General features: G+C 68.4%; 16 protein-coding genes. 10 read left to right on the plus strand and 6 right to left on the minus strand.

Annotation, left to right across the window (positions count from 1 at the left end; all coding sequences use genetic code 11):
* Window positions 1-62 precede the first annotated feature (62 nt).
* Window positions 63-365: a WXG100 family type VII secretion target gene (locus ACFYWI_RS02695; RefSeq protein ID WP_389224349.1), complete on the plus strand. Its 303-nt coding sequence runs from the start codon at window positions 63-65 to the stop codon at window positions 363-365.
* A 249-nt stretch (window positions 366-614) separates the two neighbouring features.
* Here the strand turns inward: ACFYWI_RS02695 and ACFYWI_RS02700 are convergent, their stop codons facing one another.
* The 3 genes from ACFYWI_RS02700 to eccCa form a co-directional block, all read right to left on the minus strand.
* A complete protein-coding gene (locus tag ACFYWI_RS02700; protein ID WP_389224352.1) occupies window positions 615-1,118 on the minus strand; it encodes a hypothetical protein in 504 nt (167 codons plus the stop codon).
* 5 nt (window positions 1,119-1,123) lie between these two features.
* Entirely contained in the window at window positions 1,124-1,810 is a 687-nt protein-coding gene (locus ACFYWI_RS02705; protein WP_389224355.1) for a hypothetical protein, read from the minus strand.
* Window positions 1,811-2,057: 247 nt separating this feature from the next.
* The gene (gene eccCa, locus ACFYWI_RS02710; RefSeq protein WP_389224358.1) at window positions 2,058-6,032 is read right to left on the minus strand and encodes a type VII secretion protein EccCa; all 3,975 of its coding nucleotides are present in this window, start codon (window positions 6,030-6,032) and stop codon (window positions 2,058-2,060) included.
* Window positions 6,033-6,256: 224 nt separating this feature from the next.
* On the opposite strand from eccCa, the gene eccD reads away from it, so the two are divergent.
* The 6 genes from eccD to ACFYWI_RS02740 all read left to right on the plus strand — a co-directional run bounded on the left by eccD (window position 6,257) and on the right by ACFYWI_RS02740 (window position 13,345).
* Window positions 6,257-7,756 (plus strand): type VII secretion integral membrane protein EccD, encoded by a 1,500-nt coding sequence (gene eccD, locus ACFYWI_RS02715; RefSeq protein WP_389224361.1) that lies wholly within the window; start codon window positions 6,257-6,259, stop codon window positions 7,754-7,756.
* Between the two features lie 156 nt (window positions 7,757-7,912).
* Window positions 7,913-8,203: a 30S ribosomal protein S15 gene (gene rpsO, locus ACFYWI_RS02720; protein WP_147988422.1), complete on the plus strand. Its 291-nt coding sequence runs from the start codon at window positions 7,913-7,915 to the stop codon at window positions 8,201-8,203.
* Between the two features lie 272 nt (window positions 8,204-8,475).
* Complete coding sequence (locus tag ACFYWI_RS02725) at window positions 8,476-10,719, plus strand: polyribonucleotide nucleotidyltransferase (RefSeq protein ID WP_389224365.1); 2,244 nt, start codon at window positions 8,476-8,478, stop codon at window positions 10,717-10,719.
* On the plus strand, window positions 10,716-12,095 hold the full coding sequence (locus ACFYWI_RS02730) for a M16 family metallopeptidase (protein ID WP_389224367.1): 1,380 nt from the start codon (window positions 10,716-10,718) through the stop codon (window positions 12,093-12,095). Before ACFYWI_RS02725 ends, ACFYWI_RS02730 begins: the two co-directional genes overlap by 4 nt.
* A 31-nt stretch (window positions 12,096-12,126) precedes the next feature.
* A complete protein-coding gene (dapB, locus tag ACFYWI_RS02735; protein ID WP_389224370.1) occupies window positions 12,127-12,879 on the plus strand; it encodes a 4-hydroxy-tetrahydrodipicolinate reductase in 753 nt (250 codons plus the stop codon).
* Window positions 12,880-12,892: 13 nt separating this feature from the next.
* Window positions 12,893-13,345, plus strand: coding sequence for a hypothetical protein (locus tag ACFYWI_RS02740; RefSeq protein WP_389224373.1), 453 nt, complete (start codon window positions 12,893-12,895; stop codon window positions 13,343-13,345).
* 20 nt (window positions 13,346-13,365) lie between these two features.
* Here ACFYWI_RS02740 and ACFYWI_RS02745 read toward each other — a convergent pair whose 3' ends face one another.
* Both ACFYWI_RS02745 and ACFYWI_RS02750 read right to left on the minus strand, forming a co-directional pair.
* A complete protein-coding gene (locus ACFYWI_RS02745; protein ID WP_389224376.1) occupies window positions 13,366-13,920 on the minus strand; it encodes a hypothetical protein in 555 nt (184 codons plus the stop codon).
* Window positions 13,921-14,048: 128 nt separating this feature from the next.
* Window positions 14,049-14,315 (minus strand): hypothetical protein, encoded by a 267-nt coding sequence (locus tag ACFYWI_RS02750; protein WP_389224379.1) that lies wholly within the window; start codon window positions 14,313-14,315, stop codon window positions 14,049-14,051.
* Window positions 14,316-14,503: 188 nt separating this feature from the next.
* Between ACFYWI_RS02750 and thyX the strand changes: the two genes are divergently transcribed.
* From thyX to ACFYWI_RS02765, 3 genes are all read left to right on the plus strand, one after another.
* Entirely contained in the window at window positions 14,504-15,244 is a 741-nt protein-coding gene (thyX, locus tag ACFYWI_RS02755) for an FAD-dependent thymidylate synthase (protein ID WP_389224382.1), read from the plus strand.
* A 189-nt stretch (window positions 15,245-15,433) separates the two neighbouring features.
* Window positions 15,434-16,333, plus strand: coding sequence for a 4-hydroxy-tetrahydrodipicolinate synthase (dapA, locus tag ACFYWI_RS02760; protein WP_389224385.1), 900 nt, complete (start codon window positions 15,434-15,436; stop codon window positions 16,331-16,333).
* Between the two features lie 132 nt (window positions 16,334-16,465).
* Window positions 16,466-18,151, plus strand: a complete 1,686-nt coding sequence (locus ACFYWI_RS02765) for a ribonuclease J (RefSeq protein ID WP_389224388.1) — start codon at window positions 16,466-16,468, stop codon at window positions 18,149-18,151.
* A 158-nt stretch (window positions 18,152-18,309) separates the two neighbouring features.
* Here ACFYWI_RS02765 and ACFYWI_RS02770 read toward each other — a convergent pair.
* On the minus strand, window positions 18,310-18,598 hold a 289-nt coding region (locus tag ACFYWI_RS02770; protein ID WP_389224390.1), incomplete at its 5' end, for a hypothetical protein.

Raw genomic sequence — 18,598 nt, forward strand, 5'->3', positions numbered from 1 at the left:
TGAGCGTGCTCGACCTCAGCAAGTAATCACTGAAACGCAACCATCAAGGAGATGGGGGAACCATGGCTTTGGGTTCGTACGATGAGCTCGTCGTCAAATACGGTGCACTCGATGCGACGGCCACGGTGCTCGGCAACCAGGCCAAGCAGCTCGAAGAGGACCTCGCGGACATCAAGAAGGCTGTGGCCACCGTGGCCGCCGGGTGGCAGGGCGATGCGCACACGGCCTACGTCGACGCGCAGGTGAAGTGGGACCAGGAGGCCAACATCATTCACCAGGCTCTCGTGTCCATCACCCAGGTCGTCGCCCGCGCCGGCGGTGACTACATGGGCGGCGACAAGAAGGCTGCCGGCTACTTCTCATAGGGCTGAGGCTGTTCGCAGCCGTCCGGGGTGGGCACGCGCGAGGGGTGCCCACCCCTTCCCATGCCCGAGGACACCGTGTCCCGCTCCGGCGTGCCACTGCTGTCGCCCGATCGTGCCGTCGCGCCCCTGCCCGTTACGGCCCTCGCACGTCCGTCTGCTCAGCTCCTTCCGCGCCGATCTGCTTCCTCCAGCCGTCCACGACCAGGACCCGACTGTCGCGCTAGGGGCCGCCGCAGGCGTCCTGCGTCTTCAGTGCGGATGTGCGGATGTGTACGCGGTGATCAGGTCCTTCATCGCCGACTCCTCCGGTACCCCGGGCTCGATGACCTTGATGACCGTCGAGATGCCCTCCTCGGCGTTGCCCTCCCCGCGGCAGCTGATGACCGGGACCGCGGCCCAATCGGCGTACGCGATCGTGCGGTTCGCTGCGGACTTCGGTTGCCGGACGGAGATCTTTTTGACCGCGATGTCGCGTGCCGAGGCGCCCGCCTCACGGCGTTCCCGTTCGACGGAGAGCACCTGATCGCCGTCCACGGACAGCTTGCACGTGGTGATCGCGTCGGGGACCGGCGTGTCCTCCTCAGCGGTGAGGTTCTTACCGGGAGGCAGCAGCGACGAGAGTGCATTCTCCGGGATCGCGGCCCCGCACAGGGCCTTCGGTACGGCGTACTCCCGCTGCGGATCGTCCGAGCAGCCCGCCACCGCCACGGCGATCGCGGTCGCGGCCGGGGTCATGCAGATGATGCGCGCCATGCGCGTCAATTCGAGTCACTCTCCGAGTCCCACTGAGCCCCGTCCGAGTGGCTGATGCCCGCGGCGGTCCGCGCTGCGCGCTTGAGGGCGTCGGCCGTGTCCGGGTTGATGTCGTGGTTGTTGGCCAGCGCCTGCCTCACAGCGTCCTCCGCCGAGCGGATGGCCTGCGAACGGCCGTTGGAGTATTCGCCGCCCGCCTCGGGCTCCGCCTCGGTGGTGGTGTCCTTCTCGATGCTCTTCGTGATGGAGTCCTGGACGTCCTCGGAAATCCATCCGAGAACGTCGCCCGCGATCGGCACGCACTGGGCGGCCTTGTCCATGCCCATGCCGAGAATGCCGTCCACCCACTTCTGCTTGTCGGCCGCGGCTTCGTTGTAATCCTTGTCGGACGCGACGTGATACTCGTAGGTGGCGTCGGCCCGCGAGTCGCTCGGGATGCCCGCGCCCGGCGCCACCGCGTCGCGCACCCGGCCGTGCATCGAGGTTGTGGACCGGTTGCCGCCGTTGATGACGTCGTTGACCCCGTTTGCGGTGTACGCCCGCCGTGCGGAGGCGTACGCGTCGGGATCCTGACCCACCTCGCTGAGGAACCGCTGTGCGTGCCCGGGATCCAGTCCGGCACCGGCGCTGCGACGAGCAAGCGCTGTCCAGGACGTGGGCTTGGATGCTGTGTACCAAGTTGTTGACGACATGAATCATTTCGCACTGCCCCGACAGGGGCGCCGTCACCGACAGACGGATTCCGTCGACCTCGTGCCGGCGCCCCATGAACGTGTCCCGAGGTCCGGCCCTGCCAAGCGAACGACGCCACTGGCGGCTCGTGCGTCTGCGGGGTCGCGAAGTGGCGTGCCCGGAAGCGCCGATGGAGCTCCCGGGCACCCAGCAGGGTGAAGGCGAAGAACGCGAGGGAGAACACGGCAGTCCGGACCGCCGCGACGGTCATCCGTTCGCGTCCCCCGGCATGAGGCCCGTCTGGACGAGGGGGTTACCGCGCTGGCGCGAGACGAAGGTGCCCCGGCCCGCCGGCATCGGCCGCATCCGGACGCCACCGAGCACGTCGCCCTCCTGCGGGTCGCCGGAGAGCAGCACACCCTGTGCGCCGAGCTCCATCATCCGCTGCATGAAGGGTTCGTACGAGGACCGGCTGGCTCCGGCGGCGCTGCGGGCGATGATGAACCGGACGCCCACATCGCGCGCGAACGGCAGGTGCTCCGTGAGCTTGGCCAGCGGATTGCCGCTCGAGGTGGACACCAGGTCGTAGTCGTCGACGACGACGTACACCGAGGGGCCCCGCCACCAGCTTCGGTCCCGCAGCTGCTGCGCGGTGACATCGGCCGACGGCGTACGGCGCTGCATCAGGTCCGCCAGGGCGTCCACGTGGTGCTCCATGTTGTTCGACATGGGGACGTACTCGGCCAGGTGCGTGGCCGGGGTGACGTCCAGCAGTGCACGCCGGTTGTCGATCACGAAGAACTTGGCGGAGTCCCCGTCGTACCGCTCCGTGAGCTGCTTGATGAGCAGCCGCAGGAGGTTGGACTTGCCGGACTCGCTCTCGCCGAACAACAGGAAGAACGGATCGCGCTCGAAGTTGACGAAGACCGGTTCCAGGCTGTTCTCGTCGATGGCGAAGGCCACTCCGCGCTGCGGCTCCGCGAAGCCCGCCGGAAGGTTCTCCACCGGCAGCTCGCGCGGCAGCAGCCGCACGGGCGGGGCTCCCGGCGCGGTCCAGTGCCGTGTGACCTCCTGCGCCATCGCGGCCGTGGCCTCGGACAGATCACTGTCGGAGTTGATGCCGTCGATACGCGGCACAGCCGCCATGAAGTGCAGCTTTTCCGGAGTCAGACCGCGTCCGGGCACGCCCGTCGGGACGTTGACGGCGACCTTGCGGTCCACCTCCGAGTCCATGGTGTCGCCCAGCCGCAGCTCGAGCCGGTTCATCAGGTGGTCCTTGAGGTTCGACCGGACCTCCATCGAGCGCGACGCCGTGAGGATGACATGGATGCCGTAGCCGAGCCCGCGCGCCGCGATGTCCAGGACCGCATGCTCGAGGCCTTCGTAGTCGGTACGGAAATTGCCCCAGCCGTCGATGACCAGGAAGACGTCACCCCACGGCTGCTCCGTCACCGAGATGTCGCCGCGCGCCCGCAGTCTGCGGTACGTGGCGATGGAGTCGATGCCCGCGCTGCGGAAGTACTCCTCGCGCCGCGCCAGGATGCCGTACACCTCGGCCACCGTGCGCCGCACCTTCTCGGGGTCCAGGCGCGAGGCGACACCGCCGACGTGCGGCAGGCCGGCGACCGACGACAAGCCGCCACCACCGAAGTCGAGGCCGTAGAACTGCACTTCCTGTGGCGTGTGGGTCAGGGCGAAGGCAGAGATGATCGTCCTCAGCAGGGTCGACTTGCCCGACTGCGGACCGCCGACGATCTGCATGTGGCCGGCTGCCCCGGAGAAGTCCCGGAAGAGCGTGTCGCGGCGCTGCTCGTACGGCTTGTCGACGACACCCAGGGGTACGACGAGCCGGCCCGCACCCTCGTACCCGGGCTGAGTCAGACCGCGGCCCTGCACATTGGCGAGTCCGGGAAGAATTTCGTCCAGCGGCGGCGGGTTGTCCAGCGGCGGCAGCCACACCTGATGGGCCTCCGCGCCCCGGCCTTCGAGCCGCCGCACGATGACATCGAGGACGGAATCGGCCAGCGCGTCGTCCTCGGACGTACGCGCTTCCGGCACGCGCGGCCCGGCGGTCGGTTCGGCGTAGTGGACCGTGACGGGCGCCGCGGTGAACGGCACCGGCCTGCGGTCGACGGGCAGCGAACCGCCGGGGACCGCCGCGTGCTGGTTGTCGCGGTACACCCCGGAGACGTATGCCGCCTTGAACCGCACCATCTCGTCCGTACCGAACTTCAGATATCCGGAGCCGGGAACGTTGGGCAGCTGGTAGGCGTCGGGCACACCGATCGCCGCACGCGACTCGGCCGCGGAGAAGGTGCGCAGACCGACCCGGTACGACAGATACGTCTCGAGGCCCCGCAGCCGGCCCTCCTCCAGTCGCTGGGACGCCAGCAGCAGATGCACGCCCAGCGAGCGTCCGATGCGGCCGATCTGCACGAACATCTCGATGAAGTCCGGCATGGCGGTGAGGAGTTCGCTGAACTCGTCGATGACCAGAACGAGTGACGGAATGGGCTGCAGCGGGGCCCCCGCGGCGCGCGCCTTCTCGTAGTCGTGGATGTTGGCGTAGTTGCCGGCGTCGCGCAGCATCTCCTGGCGGCGGTTCAGCTCACCGCGGATGGAGTCGCCCATGCGGTCCACCAGCGTCAGGTCGTCCGCCAGGTTGGTGATCACCGCTGCGACATGCGGCATCTGGGACATTCCGGCGAAGGTGGCGCCACCCTTGAAGTCCGCGAGGACGAAGTTGAGCGTCTCCGAGGAATGTGTGACGGCCAGGCCCAGTACGAGCGTGCGCAGCAGCTCGGACTTCCCCGAACCGGTGGCGCCGACACACAGGCCGTGCGGGCCCATACCCTCCTGCGCGGCCTCCTTGAGGTCGAGCATCACGGGAGCACCACCCTCGCCGACACCGATCGGCACGCGCAGCCGCTCCGACTGGGATCGGGGGCGCCAGGTGCGGGTCACGTCGACCGACGCGGCGTCGCCAAGGTTCAGAAGGTCGGTGAAGTCGAGGTTGGCGAGCAGCGGTTCGTCGTCGTCCGAGCCCGAGGCGACGCGCAGCGGCGCGAGCTGACGGGCGAGCGCCTCGGCGGCTTCGAGACTCAGCCGGTCGGGCGCTCCGTCGTACACCAGGCCGTGTCCCGACGCCAGTTGCAGGGAATCGGGGTGCACGACCACCGACAAGCCACCGCGCGCACCGGTCATTTCGCCCGGTACGACCTCGATGATGGTCACACCCTGCAGTCCCTCGGCCGCGGCGAGCGCGGACATCGCGGGCACCGACTGGCCGTCGAGCACGACGACGATGTGCGGCTGGTCCAGGAGCGGGTGATTGCCGCCCTGGAAGCGCGGACGTCCGTCGAGACGTGCCGCGAGCATGTCCTGCAGGTCCCGCGCATCAGTGGTGATCAGACGCCGGCTGCCCGCGCCGTCGCCGGCGCCCGGGGCCTGGACGTGCGGCAGCCACTTCGCCCACTCCCACTGCGGGGCCGCGCTGCTCCCCGCGGCGATGGCGATGACCACGTCCTCGGGAGAGTGCAGAGAGGCGAGCGAGCCGACCATCGCGCGGGCCGCCGACCGGACGGACTCCGGCTCACCGCTCACCGTCAAGTGGTAGAAGGCGCGCAGCGATACGGCCATGGGCAGGCCGTCCAGTGTGCTGTGCGCCGTCAGGAACTGCTGCATCGCGCCCGCCGTGAGCGGCTCCAGCTCGTCAACGGGCGCGGTGTCGGGGGCGATGAGCGGTGTGGCCAGCTGCTGACTGCCCAGACCGATGCGTACCTGCGCGAAGTCCTCGTCGCCGACGCGCCGCTCCCACACCCGGCTGCCCTCGGCGACAAGTGCCCACAGCTGCTCGGGGGACGGGTGAAGGTAGAACTGCGCATCGCGCTGCAGATGGGCGGTGCGCAGCACGGTGCGCCTGGTCTGCGTCAAGTACTTCAGGTAGTCGCGTCGCAGATCGGCGAGCTGCCCCTGCGTGCCGCGCCGGTAGCGGACGAGCATCGCGATGGCCATGCCGACCGTGGAGGCGATCATCACCATGCCCATGATCCGCATGATCGGATTCGGGGTCATGAAGAAGAAGACGACCGAACCGCCCATGCCCAGCATCGGCAACAGCTGCATCAGCGCGCCCTCCTGCTGCCCTCTCGGCAGCTCGGGCGGGGGTTGCAGCTGCACCTGCTCGCCGGGTACTTCGGACGGCAGGGCCCGTGGTGGGCGCTTGACGACGATCTGACTCACAGCTCACCAATTCCCTTGCCGGACGGAAATGTTCCTATCGGCGCCCCCGTGGCGACGGGTTCCATCCGCGGGGAGGGATCCTACTGGCGTACCGGGTAACGGGTGGGCGGTAGGGTGGCGCGACGTGTTTGCGCACCCATGAACTACCGCAAAAAAAGGGTCATTCGGAGCGCAACGCCAGTCCAGCGATGCAAGAGAATCACGAGGGGAAGCAGCAGGTGAGTATGACGGCCCCAGCCGCGGCCACCGGAGCCGGTCAGCCGGCTCCCGCGACTCCGTCCAGCGGCGGAACCGGTTTCTGCCGGATCACGGTCGTCGCGCCGGACGGTCGCGTCGACGTGGCGCTGCCCGAAGACATCCCCGTCGCCGACCTGTACCCGGAGCTCCTCCGGCTGTCCGGACAGAGCCCCACCCCGGGCGCTCCGGTCGGCTATCACCTGGTGCGCCGCGACGGCACCGTGCTCGACGGTGCGCGTTCCCTTGCCGCCCAGCGCATCCTCGACGGCGAGCTGCTGTCCCTGCGGCCCTTCGCCGAGTCACTGCCGCCGGCGGTCTTCGACGACGTCTCCGATGCCGTCGCCTCCGCGGTCGCCCGCGATCGCACGCTCTGGACCGACGACCTGATGCGCGGTGCCGGGCTCTTCGGCGGGTCGGTCCTGCTGGTGCTGGTCGCCTTCGTGCTGTGGACGGCCGGCCCCCGGCATGACATGCACGGGCTGCCGGGCATCCTGGCAGCCGTCACCGGCGTCCTGCTGCTCGCGCTCGCGGGGGTGCGGGCCCGGGTGTACGACGACCGTGGCTCGTCCGTCGCTCTGGGTATCGGCGCGATGGCGAACGCCGCCGTGGCCGGTGCCGGACTGCTGCCGCCGGCGGAGGGGCAGGGAATCGGCAGGCTTCAGTTCCTGCTCGCCTGCGCCGCGGTTCTCGTCGTTTCGGTGATCCTGATGATCGTCGCCCCCGGCGGGGACGGCCCCTTCGTGGCCTTCGTCTTCGCCGCCACCGTCGGTCTGCTGGTGACCTTCGTCGCCATCACGGCCAAGCTGGAGCCGATCGAGACCGCCGCGGTGTGCTCCCCGCTCGCCGTGGGAGCCCTCGCCTTCCTGCCGGGTCTTTCCACACGCTTCGCCCGCCTCCCCATCGGCTTCGACCCGCCCCGGACCGCCGTCGGCGGCTACGGGGCGGACCCCGAGCCCCAGGGCCCGGTCGACGCCCGGCGCATCGCCGCTCAGGCCCGGCGCGGCCACGAACTGCTGGTGGGCCTCGTCGGCGGCTGCGCACTGGTGGCCGTCGGGTCCGCGGCGGTACTGGGCTTCTCCGACAACGTGTGGGGACAGCTGCTCGCGCTGGCCACGGGCATCGCCATGCTGATGCGTGCCCACCTCTTCCGCTACACGACCCAGGTCGGCTGCGCCCTCGCGGCGGGCCTCGGCTCCCTGGTGCTGCTCGGGCTCGGACTGTGCCTCAACCCTCCGACGGAGCTGATGCGCGACGCCCTGCGCGGCGACAGCGCGGCACTCGACATCCGCACGATCTGGCTCACCGCCGCGGTCGCCGGGGTCGCCGCGTTGATCACCGCCATCGGGCTCATCGTGCCGCGGAAGGGCGTCACCCCCTTCTGGGGGCGATTCCTGGAGGTCGCCGAGACGTTTGTGCTGCTCACGCTCATCCCCCTCTGCCTCGCCGTCTTCGACGTCTACCACTCCATCCGTGCGCTGACCTCCTGAACGGGCTGGTAGGCTGTGTGACGGCCGTTTGTGTACGCGCCCCCGGATCATCTGGGTGCAGCGCTCATCGGACCTTCGCCTCCGAGTAACGGAAGCTCTCCTGAGACCAAGACCAGGGGCACTCGCGGGCGCATCGAACAGCAAGAGGAGTACCGAGTGTCTCTCGACGCCGCTACGAAGAAGCAGATCATCGGCGAGTTCGGCACCAAGGAGGGCGACACCGGCTCCCCCGAGGTCCAGGTCGCGATGCTTTCCCGCCGCATCTCGGACCTGACCGAGCACCTCAAGACCCACAAGCACGACCACCACTCCCGCCGTGGTCTGCTGATCCTGGTCGGCCAGCGCCGCCGCCTGCTGCAGTACCTGGCCAAGAAGGACATCCAGCGCTTCCGTACGCTGGTCGACCGCCTCGGCATCCGCCGCGGTGCGGCCGGCGGCGCCAAGTAGGACAGCCGTGGAGGGAGCGGTTCCCACTCTGAGGGGGCCGCTCCTTTGCTGTACGTGCGAGATGTACCGGACGGCAATTAGTCTGGTCACACAACGCCACACTCATCGAGCGAGAAGCCGCCTCCTCGCCGCCGGTCCTCGGTAGTGGCGCCCGGACACAACATCCCGGGTGCTTCGATCGAAGACCGGCCCGCACACAAGGCGCGCTTCTCCACCACCGTCCTCGCCACACGGGCAGAGGACGAAAAGACGAAACGTAGGAGAAACCGCTAGTGGAGAACGAGACCCACTACGCCGAGGCCGTCATTGACAACGGTTCCTTCGGCACCCGCACCATCCGCTTCGAGACGGGCCGCCTGGCCAAGCAGGCCGCCGGCTCCGCCGTGGCGTACCTGGACGACGACACCATGGTGCTGTCGGCCACGACCGCTTCCAAGAAGCCCAAGGACCAGCTCGACTTCTTCCCCCTGACGGTGGACGTCGAGGAGCGGATGTACGCAGCCGGCAAGATTCCCGGCTCCTTCTTCCGTCGTGAGGGCCGGCCCTCCGAGGACGCGATCCTCACCTGCCGCCTCATCGACCGCCCGCTGCGCCCGTCCTTCAGGAAGGGCCTGCGCAACGAGATCCAGATCGTCGAGACGATCATGGCCCTCAACCCCGACCACCTCTACGACGTGGTCGCCATCAACGCCGCCTCCTGCTCCACGCAGCTGGCCGGCCTGCCCTTCTCCGGCCCGATCGGCGGCACCCGTGTCGCCCTGATCAAGGGCCAGTGGGTGGCCTTCCCGACCCACACCGAGCTCGAGGACGCCGTCTTCGACATGGTGGTCGCCGGCCGCGTCCTCGAGGACGGCGACGTCGCGATCATGATGGTCGAGGCCGAGGCCACCGAGAAGACCATCGAGCTCGTCAAGGGCGGCGCCGAGGCGCCGACCGAGGAGGTTGTCGCCGCCGGTCTCGAGGCCGCGAAGCCCTTCATCAAGGTGCTCTGCAAGGCCCAGTCGGACCTCGCCGCCAAGGCTGCCAAGCCCACCGGCGACTTCCCGGTCTTCCTCGAGTACCAGGACGACGTCCTGGAGGCGCTGACCGCCGCCGTCAAGGGCGAGCTCACCCAGGCGCTGACCATCGCCGGCAAGCAGGAGCGCGAGGCCGAGCTCGACCGCATCAAGGAGATCGCCGCCGAGAAGCTGCTCCCGCAGTTCGAGGGCCGCGAGAAGGAGATCTCCGGTGCCTACCGCGCGCTGACCAAGAAGCTGGTCCGCGAGCGCGTGATCAAGGACAAGGTCCGCATCGACGGCCGTGGCGTGACGGACATCCGTACGCTCGCCGCCGAGGTCGAGGCCATCCCGCGTGTGCACGGCTCGGCGCTGTTCGAGCGTGGCGAGACCCAGATCCTGGGCGTCACCACCCTCAACATGCTCCGTATGGAGCAGCAGCTGGACACCCTTTCCCCGGTGACCCGCAAGCGCTACATGCACAACTACAACTTCCCGCCGTACTCCGTCGGTGAGACCGGCCGCGTGGGCTCGCCCAAGCGCCGCGAGATCGGCCACGGTGCGCTCGCCGAGCGCGCCATCGTGCCGGTGCTGCCGTCGCGCGAGGAGTTCCCCTACGCCATCCGCCAGGTCTCCGAGGCGCTGGGCTCCAACGGCTCGACGTCCATGGGCTCGGTCTGCGCCTCCACCATGTCGCTGCTGAACGCCGGTGTGCCGCTCAAGGCCCCCGTCGCCGGTATCGCCATGGGCCTGATCTCCCAGGAGATCGACGGCGAGACGCACTACGTCGCCCTCACCGACATCCTCGGTGCGGAGGACGCCTTCGGCGACATGGACTTCAAGGTCGCCGGTACGAAGACCTTCGTCACCGCGCTCCAGCTCGACACCAAGCTCGACGGCATCCCCGCCTCGGTCCTGGCCGCCGCGCTGAAGCAGGCCCGCGACGCCCGCCTCCACATCCTCGATGTGATGAACGAGGCCATCGACGTCCCGGACGAGATGTCCCCGAACGCCCCGCGGATCATCACCGTCAAGATCCCCGTGGACAAGATCGGTGAGGTCATCGGCCCCAAGGGCAAGATGATCAACCAGATCCAGGAGGACACCGGCGCCGACATCACGATCGAGGACGACGGCACCATCTACATCGGTGCCGCCGACGGCCCGGCCGCCGAGGCCGCCCGCGCCACGATCAACAGCATCGCCAACCCGACGATGCCGGAGGTCGGCGAGCGCTACCTGGGCACGGTCGTCAAGACGACCACCTTCGGTGCGTTCGTGTCCCTGCTCCCGGGCAAGGACGGTCTGCTGCACATCTCGCAGATCCGCAAGCTGGCCGGCGGCAAGCGCGTGGAGAACGTCGAGGACGTCGTCGCCGTCGGCGCCAAGGTCCAGGTTGAGATCGCCGAGATCGACTCCCGCGGCAAGCTCTCCCTGATCCCCGTGATCGAGGGCGAGGAGAGCGCGTCGGACAGCGGCTCCGCCGAGGGTTCCGAGAACAAGGACGACGCTGCCAAGTGACGTCCCGTAGTTCCAGGACGACGGCCCGCCCCTCCTCGGAGGAGCGGGCCGTCGCCCGTACCCAAACCCTTCTCAAGGGCGAGCACGGCATCGGTACGGTCCGTCGCACCGTCCTCCCCGGCGGCCTGCGCGTCGTCACCGAGACCCTGCCCTCCGTGCGCTCGGCCACCTTCGGGATCTGGGCGAACGTCGGCTCGCGCGACGAGACTCCGTCCCTGGGCGGTGCCACCCACTACCTCGAGCACCTCCTGTTCAAGGGCACGCACAAGCGCTCCGCCCTCGACATCTCCGCCGCGATCGACGCGGTCGGCGGCGAGATGAACGCCTTCACGGCGAAGGAGTACACCTGCTACTACGCACGGGTGCTCGACACCGACCTGCCGCTCGCCATCGACGTGGTCTGCGACATGCTCACCGGCTCGCTGATCCGGCAGGAGGACGTCGACGCGGAGCGCGGCGTCATCCTCGAGGAGATCGCGATGACCGAGGACGACCCGGGCGACTGCGTGCACGACCTGTTCGCGCACACGATGTTCGGCGACTCTCCCCTCGGCCGCCCGGTCCTCGGCACCGTCGACACCGTCAACGCGCTCACCGCTGACCGCGTCCGCCGTTTCTACAAGAAGCACTACGACCCCACCCATCTGGTCGTGGCCGCAGCCGGCAACATCGACCACGCGACGGTCGTACGCCAGGTCCGCAGCGCCTTCGAGAAGGCCGGCGCCCTGTCCCGTACGGACGTGGTCCCCACCGCGCCCCGTGACGGACGGCGCGCCCTGCGCACCGCGGGCCGGGTCGACCTGGTGAACCGCAGGACCGAGCAGGCGCATGTCGTGCTCGGCATGCCGGGCCTGGCCCGCACCGACGAGCGCCGCTGGGCGCTGGGGGTACTGAACACCGCGCTCGGCGGAGGGATGTCCTCCCGGCTGTTCCAGGAGGTCCGCGAGAAGAGGGGCCTCGCCTACAGCGTGTACTCGTACACCTCGGGCTTCGCCGACACCGGTCTGTTCGGCGTCTACGCCGGCTGCAGGCCCAGCCAGGTCCACGACGTCCTCAAGATCTGCCGCGACGAGCTCGACCGGGTCGCCTCCGAGGGGCTTGCGGACGACGAGATCGGCCGCGCCATCGGCCAGCTCTCCGGCTCCACCGTGCTGGGCCTCGAGGACACGGGCGCGCTCATGAACCGCATCGGCAAGAGCGAGCTGTGCTGGGGCTCTCAGATGTCGGTCGACGACATGCTGGCCCGGATAGCCGCGGTCACCCCCGACGATGTGCGTGCGGTGGCCCGCGACGTACTGGGTCAGCGCCCGTCGCTCTCCGTCATCGGCCCGCTGAAGGACAAGCAGGCCGACCGGCTCCACGAAGCGGTCTCCTAGAAGCGGTCTCCTAGAAGCAAGGGAAGCAACAATGAGCAAGCTGCGCGTGGCCGTTCTCGGCGCCAAGGGCCGTATCGGCTCCGAGGCGGTACGAGCCGTCGAGGCCGCCGACGACATGGAACTGGTCGCGGCCCTCGGCCGGGGCGACAAGCTGGAGACCCTGGTGGAGTCCGGCACCGAGGTCGTGGTCGAGCTCACCACTCCGGCCTCGGTAATGGGCAACCTCGACTTCTGCGTACGCCACGGGATGCACGCCGTCGTCGGCACCACCGGCTGGACCGACGAGCGCCTCGCGCAGCTGCAGACCTCGCTCGCCGCCTCGCCGGAGACCGGTGTGCTCATCGCGCCCAACTTCTCCATCGGCGCGGTCCTGACGATGAAGTTCGCCCAGCAGGCCGCGCGTTACTTCGAGTCCGTCGAGGTCGTGGAACTGCACCACCCGAACAAGGCCGACGCCCCGAGCGGCACCGCCACCCGCACCGCCCAGCTCATCGCCGCCGCCCGGGCCGAGGCCGGCTGCGCACCGCAGCCCGATGCCACCGTCGCCGCCCTGGACGGCGCACGTGGCGCGGACGTCGACGGCGTCCCGGTGCACGCGGTGCGGCTGCGCGGGCTCCTCGCCCACCAGGAGGTCCTGCTCGGCGGCGAGGGCGAGACACTGACCATCCGGCACGACTCCCTGCACCACAGCAGCTTCATGCCGGGCATCCTGCTCGGCGTGCGCCGCGTGGTGTCCGCTCCCGGCCTCACCTTCGGCCTGGAGAACTTCCTCGACCTGGGCTGATCAGGACCTCACCATGCGCGCAAAGATCTCGTACTTCGTCACGGCAGCCGTCCTGGTCGTCTACTTCGTCCTGGTCGGCAGCCGCGGTGTGATGCTGATACAGCAGGGCACCGCGCTCACCGTCACATTCGGTGCCGCGGTGCTGATCCTGCCGGTGATCGGTGTCTGGTTCCTCTGGAAGAACACACAGTTCGTGAGCCGGGCCAACCAGCTCGCCGCGGAGCTGGACGCCGAGGACGGACTGCCGGTCGACGAGCTGGTCCGTACGCCCGGCGGCCGTATCGACCGGGACTCGGCCGACGCCGTGTTCGCCAAGCGCCGCGCCGAGACCGAGGATTCACCGCAGGACTGGCGATGCTGGTTCCGGCTCGCCGTCGCCTATCACGACGCCCGGGACACCCCGCGTGCCCGCAGGGCGATGCAGCGCGCGATCGCCCTGCACGACGGCAGGCCCGCTCCCAGCTGAGTCGTCCGCCCGCCCAGGACCTAGCCGCGACGGTATTCGTCGCCCCAGGCCTCCACGCTGTCGGTGGCCCGCTCGAAGGCCTCGGCCCGCGACAGGAAGTCGGCGTTGTGGTCGGTGAGCAGCAGGAGCGGCTCGTTGTTCTTCCGTTCGAGGACGAGTGCTTGGCCCTGCACGGTGCGTGGCAGCCCGAGCCAGCGCACCGGCTGCTGCACCGTGCGTAGCGCCGGGGCGCGGTTCCAGGACAGCGTGGTGGTGGTGAAGAAGGCCACCCGGCGCACGCCGTGGCGGCTGACCCAGGTACCCATGCGCAGCAGCCGCAGCGCGGTCGAGATCAACAGCGCACCGATCGCCATGCACAACGCCGCGCCCGGCACTGCTCCGGCGAACGCGATGATCATCGCCGCGAGCAGCACGAACGAGGCGAGCAGCAGCAGCAGTGCCGCAGTCCCGACCCGCCACGGACCTGGGCGGTACGGACGCCGCCAGTGGTCGTGGTCGTCGAAGGGCAGCGCAACGTCCTCGGAACCGTCGGCAGCGCCGACAGCCCGGTCGGCCGTCAGAAAAGGCAGGGGCACGACTGATCCTCACTCACCAGCACACTCGATTGGGCTGTGCCCGGTGAGGCTACCGAGGCGGCCGTGACACGACCACCCCAGGGGGCCATGGGGGTGCCCCCCACGCCCGTCAGAGCAGTGGGGGAGGGTCAGCGACCGTCCGACGCCTCGGACTGCTGCCCGTGCCCCGTGGCCTTTCCGGTCTCCAGCGCGGGAATCCCGAACAGCAGCGAGCCGACGAGCCCGGCGACGATGGTCAGGCCGATCAGCGCACGGCTCGCGAGCTGCGACGTGCTGGGCCGTTCACGGGGCGGTGGAGCGACGTTGCTGCGGAAGCGCTCGGCCTCGGCGACGAACGAGAACGGAACGGCCTCGCGCCTGGGGGTACCTCCCGGCGGTGGCGGGGGGAGGGACATCAAAGGACTCTCCTGGTCATCTCGTGAAAGGACACTGCTACGGGTACAGACGTGCAGAGCTGTCATTCGGTGCCCGAATTCCCCGTATTGACCAAAGGACACCCCACAACGTCGGCCTGTCCTGCGCTGTCGGTGGTGCGCCGTAGAGTGGGCGCCGCCCGAGCGATGCAACTGGAAGGACCCCGCCGGTGAGCGCGACCCCCGCAGAGAACGCCAAGCCCACCTACCGCAGCGATGTGACTGTCGAACTGGTGAAGCACACCGCAGGAGACTCCGATGTGCTGTGGGCTGCCCGCGTCTCCACCGCAGGCGAGCAGTCGCTCGAAGAGCTCTCCAAGGACCCGGAGCGCTCCCAGGGGCTCATCAACTACCTGATGCGCGACCGCCACGGCAGCCCGTTCGAGCACAACTCGATGACCTTCTTCATCAGCGCCCCGATCTTCGTCTTCCGCGAGTTCATGCGCCACCGCGTCGGCTGGTCGTACAACGAGGAATCCGGTCGCTACCGCCGTCTGGAGCCCGTCTTCTACATCCCGGACGCCGAGCGCAAGCTGATCCAGGAGGGGCGCCCGGGCAAGTACGTCTTCGTCGAGGGCACCCAGGCGCAGCAGGAGCTCACCGGCCGCGTCATGGAGGACTCGTACCGCCACGCGTACGAGGCGTACGAGGAGATGCTCGACGCGGGCGTGGCCCGCGAGGTGGCCCGCGCTGTGCTCCCGGTCGGCCTCTACTCCTCGATGTACGCGACGTGCAACGCCCGCTCACTGATGCACTTCCTCGGTCTGCGCACCCAGCACGAGGACGCGAAGGTCCCGTCCTTCCCGCAGCGCGAGATCGAGATGGTCGGCGAGAAGATGGAGCAGCAGTGGGCGAAGCTCATGCCGCTCACGTACGCGGCCTTCAATGCCAACGGCCGCATCGCTCCGTAGGGCACAGATGTCCGATCCGCCCGGTGAAGTGTCCGGATTGCGGCGTTTCGAGAAGTTCATCTAGGCTGATCAAACGGACCCGGCACTGCTTGAACCCCCGAGCAGGCAGTGCCGGGCTCCACATTCCACGTTGTACGTCACGTCCCCCAAGGGGGCACCGTGCACTGAGCAGCGAGTAGCGTGTTACCCATGGCTCCGATCTCCACTCCGCAGACCCCCTTCGGGCGGGTTCTCACCGCCATGGTCACGCCTTTTACGGCGGACGGCGCACTCGACCTCGCAGGCGCCCAGCGACTGGCCGCCCATCTGGTCGACGCAGGCAACGACGGCCTGGTCATCAACGGCACCACCGGTGAGTCGCCCACCACCAGCAACGCGGAGAAAGACCAGCTCGTACGGGCCGTGCTGGAAGCGGTCGGAGACCGGGCCCACGTCGTCGCCGGCGTCGGCACCAACGACACCCACCACAGCATCGAGCTCGCCCGCGCCGCCGAGCGCGCCGGCGCACACGGCCTGCTTGCGGTGACGCCGTATTACAACAAGCCCCCGCAGGAGGGCCTGTTCCGTCACTTCTCGGCCATCGCGGACTCCACCGAGCTCCCGGTGATGCTGTACGACATCCCCGGCCGCAGCGGAGTCCCGATCGACACCGAGACGATCGTCCGCCTCGCCGACCACCCGCGCATCGTCGCCAACAAGGACGCCAAGGGGGACCTCGGCCGCGCCAGCTGGGCCATCGCCCGCAGCGGCCTCGCCTGGTACTCCGGCGATGACATGCTCAATCTTCCGCTGCTCTCCGTCGGCGCGGTCGGCTTCGTCTCCGTCGTCGGCCATATCGTCACGCCGGAGCTCCGCGCCCTGCTCGACGCCCATCTCACCGGTGACGTCCACAAGGCCACCGAGATCCACCAGCAGCTGCTGCCGGTCTTCACCGGCATGTTCCGCACCCAGGGCGTCATCACCACCAAGGCGGCCCTGAGTCTCAAGGGACTGCCCGCCGGCCCGCTGCGCCTGCCCCTGGTGGAGCTCTCACCGGAGGAAACCGCCCAGCTCAAGGTCGACCTGGCTGCCGGCGGGGTACAGCTCTGAACACAGACTTCAAAACTGAATACCTGAAGAAAGCCGGCCCTCAGTGGCCGGTCACAGACAACAGCAAGTGCACGAATGTCATGTACGCCACGTGCCCCAGCGGTACGTGGCGTATGTGGTGAGGAGAGTCTTTTGAGTCATCCGCATCCCGAACTCGGCGCGCCCCCCAAGTTGCCCAAGGGCGGCCTGCGCGTCACCCCGCTCGGCGGCCTCGGCGAGATCGGCCGCAACATGACGGTCTTCGAATACGGCGGCCGGCTGCTCATCGTCGACTGCGGCGTTCTCTTCCCCGAGGAGGAGCAGCCCGGGGTCGATCTGATCCTGCCGGACTTCACGACCATCCGTGACCGTCTCGACGACGTCGAAGGCATCGTGCTCACGCACGGCCACGAGGACCACATCGGCGCCGTCCCGTACCTGCTCCGGCTGAAGCCGGACATCCCTCTGATCGGCTCCAAGCTGACCCTCGCCCTGATCGAGGCAAAGCTCCAGGAGCACCGGATCCGCCCGTACACCCTCGAAGTCACCGAGGGCCACCGCGAGCGCATCGGCCCCTTCGACTGTGAGTTCATCGCGGTCAACCACTCCATCCCGGACGCCCTGGCGGTCGCCATCCGCACCCCGGCGGGCATGGTGGTCCACACCGGCGACTTCAAGATGGACCAGCTTCCGCTGGACAGCCGCCTCACCGACCTGCACGCGTTCGCCCGGCTCAGCGAGGAGGGCATCGACCTCCTGCTGTCCGACTCGACGAACGCCGAGGTCCCGGGCTTCGTCCCGCCCGAGCGCGAGATCTCCAACGTGCTGCGCACGGTCTTCGCGAACGCCCAGAAGCGCATCATCGTGGCCAGCTTCGCCAGCCACGTCCATCGCATCCAGCAGATCCTCGACGCGGCGCACGAGTACGGCAGGCGCGTCGCCTTCGTCGGCCGCTCGATGGTCCGCAACATGGGTATCGCCCGCGACCTGGGCTATCTGAAGGTCCCGCCCGGCCTGGTCGTCGACGTCAAGACGCTCGACGATCTTCCGGACCACCAGATCGTGCTCGTCTGCACGGGGTCCCAGGGTGAACCGATGGCTGCCCTGTCCCGGATGGCCAACCGCGACCACCAGATCCGTATCGTCCAGGGCGACACGGTGATCCTGGCCTCGTCCCTCATCCCGGGCAACGAGAACGCGGTCTACCGCGTGATCAACGGCCTGACCCGCTGGGGTGCGAACGTCATCCACAAGGGCAATGCCAAGGTCCATGTCTCGGGCCACGCCTCGGCCGGCGAGCTGCTGTACTTCTACAACATCTGCAGGCCGAAGAACCTGATGCCGGTCCACGGCGAGTGGCGCCATCTGCGTGCCAACGCCGAGCTCGGTGCGCTGACGGGCGTACCCAAGGACCACATCGTCATCGCCGAGGACGGAGTCGTCGTCGATCTCATCGACGGCAAGGCGCGAATCGTCGGCAAGGTCCAGGCCGGCTATGTGTACGTCGACGGCCTCTCGGTCGGCGATGTCACCGAAGCCTCTCTCAAGGACCGCCGCATCCTCGGTGAAGAGGGGATCATCTCCGTCTTCGTCGTGGTGGACTCCACGACAGGCAAGGTCGTGGGCGGTCCGAACATCCACGCACGAGGCTCCGGCATCGAGGACGCGGCGTTCGACGCGGTGGTCCCCAAGGTGGAGGAAGCCATCCAGAAGTCAGCTGCCGACGGTGTGTCCGAGCCCCACCAGGTGCAGCAGCTCATCAGGCGCGTGCTCGGCAAGTGGGTCTCCGACACCTACCGCCGGCGCCCGATGATCCTGCCCGTCGTGGTCGAGGTCTGACACCGACGCTCTTGGAGTGGAGCCCCCGATTTGCATCGGGGTGCTCTGCTCCAGTACGTTTACGTCTCCGCCTGAACGGAACGTGGCGCACATCCATGTGCGATTCCTCGTGTCGATGGGGGCGGGAATTCCGGCTCAGAATCTCTGATAAAGTCGGATCAGCCGAAAGGCAAAAGGCTCCCAACGGCCACTGGAAACAAATTCTGAACCGGAAACGGAACGGGAAAAGGATCTGGTAGGGTTGGAAACGCAAGACCGAAGGGAAGCGCCCGGAGGAAAGCCCCAGAAATTGTTCTGCGGGTGAGTACAAAGGAAGCGTCCGTTCCTTGAGAACTCAACAGCGTGCCAAAAATCAACGCCAGATATGTTGATACCCCGTCCATCCTTCGGATGGTCGAGGTTCCTTTGAAAAAGTCCATCCCGCTTGCGGGGTGGCGAAACACAGCG

Source organism: Streptomyces sp. NPDC002889 (assembly GCF_042888425.1).
Lineage (GTDB): Bacteria > Actinomycetota > Actinomycetes > Streptomycetales > Streptomycetaceae > Streptomyces.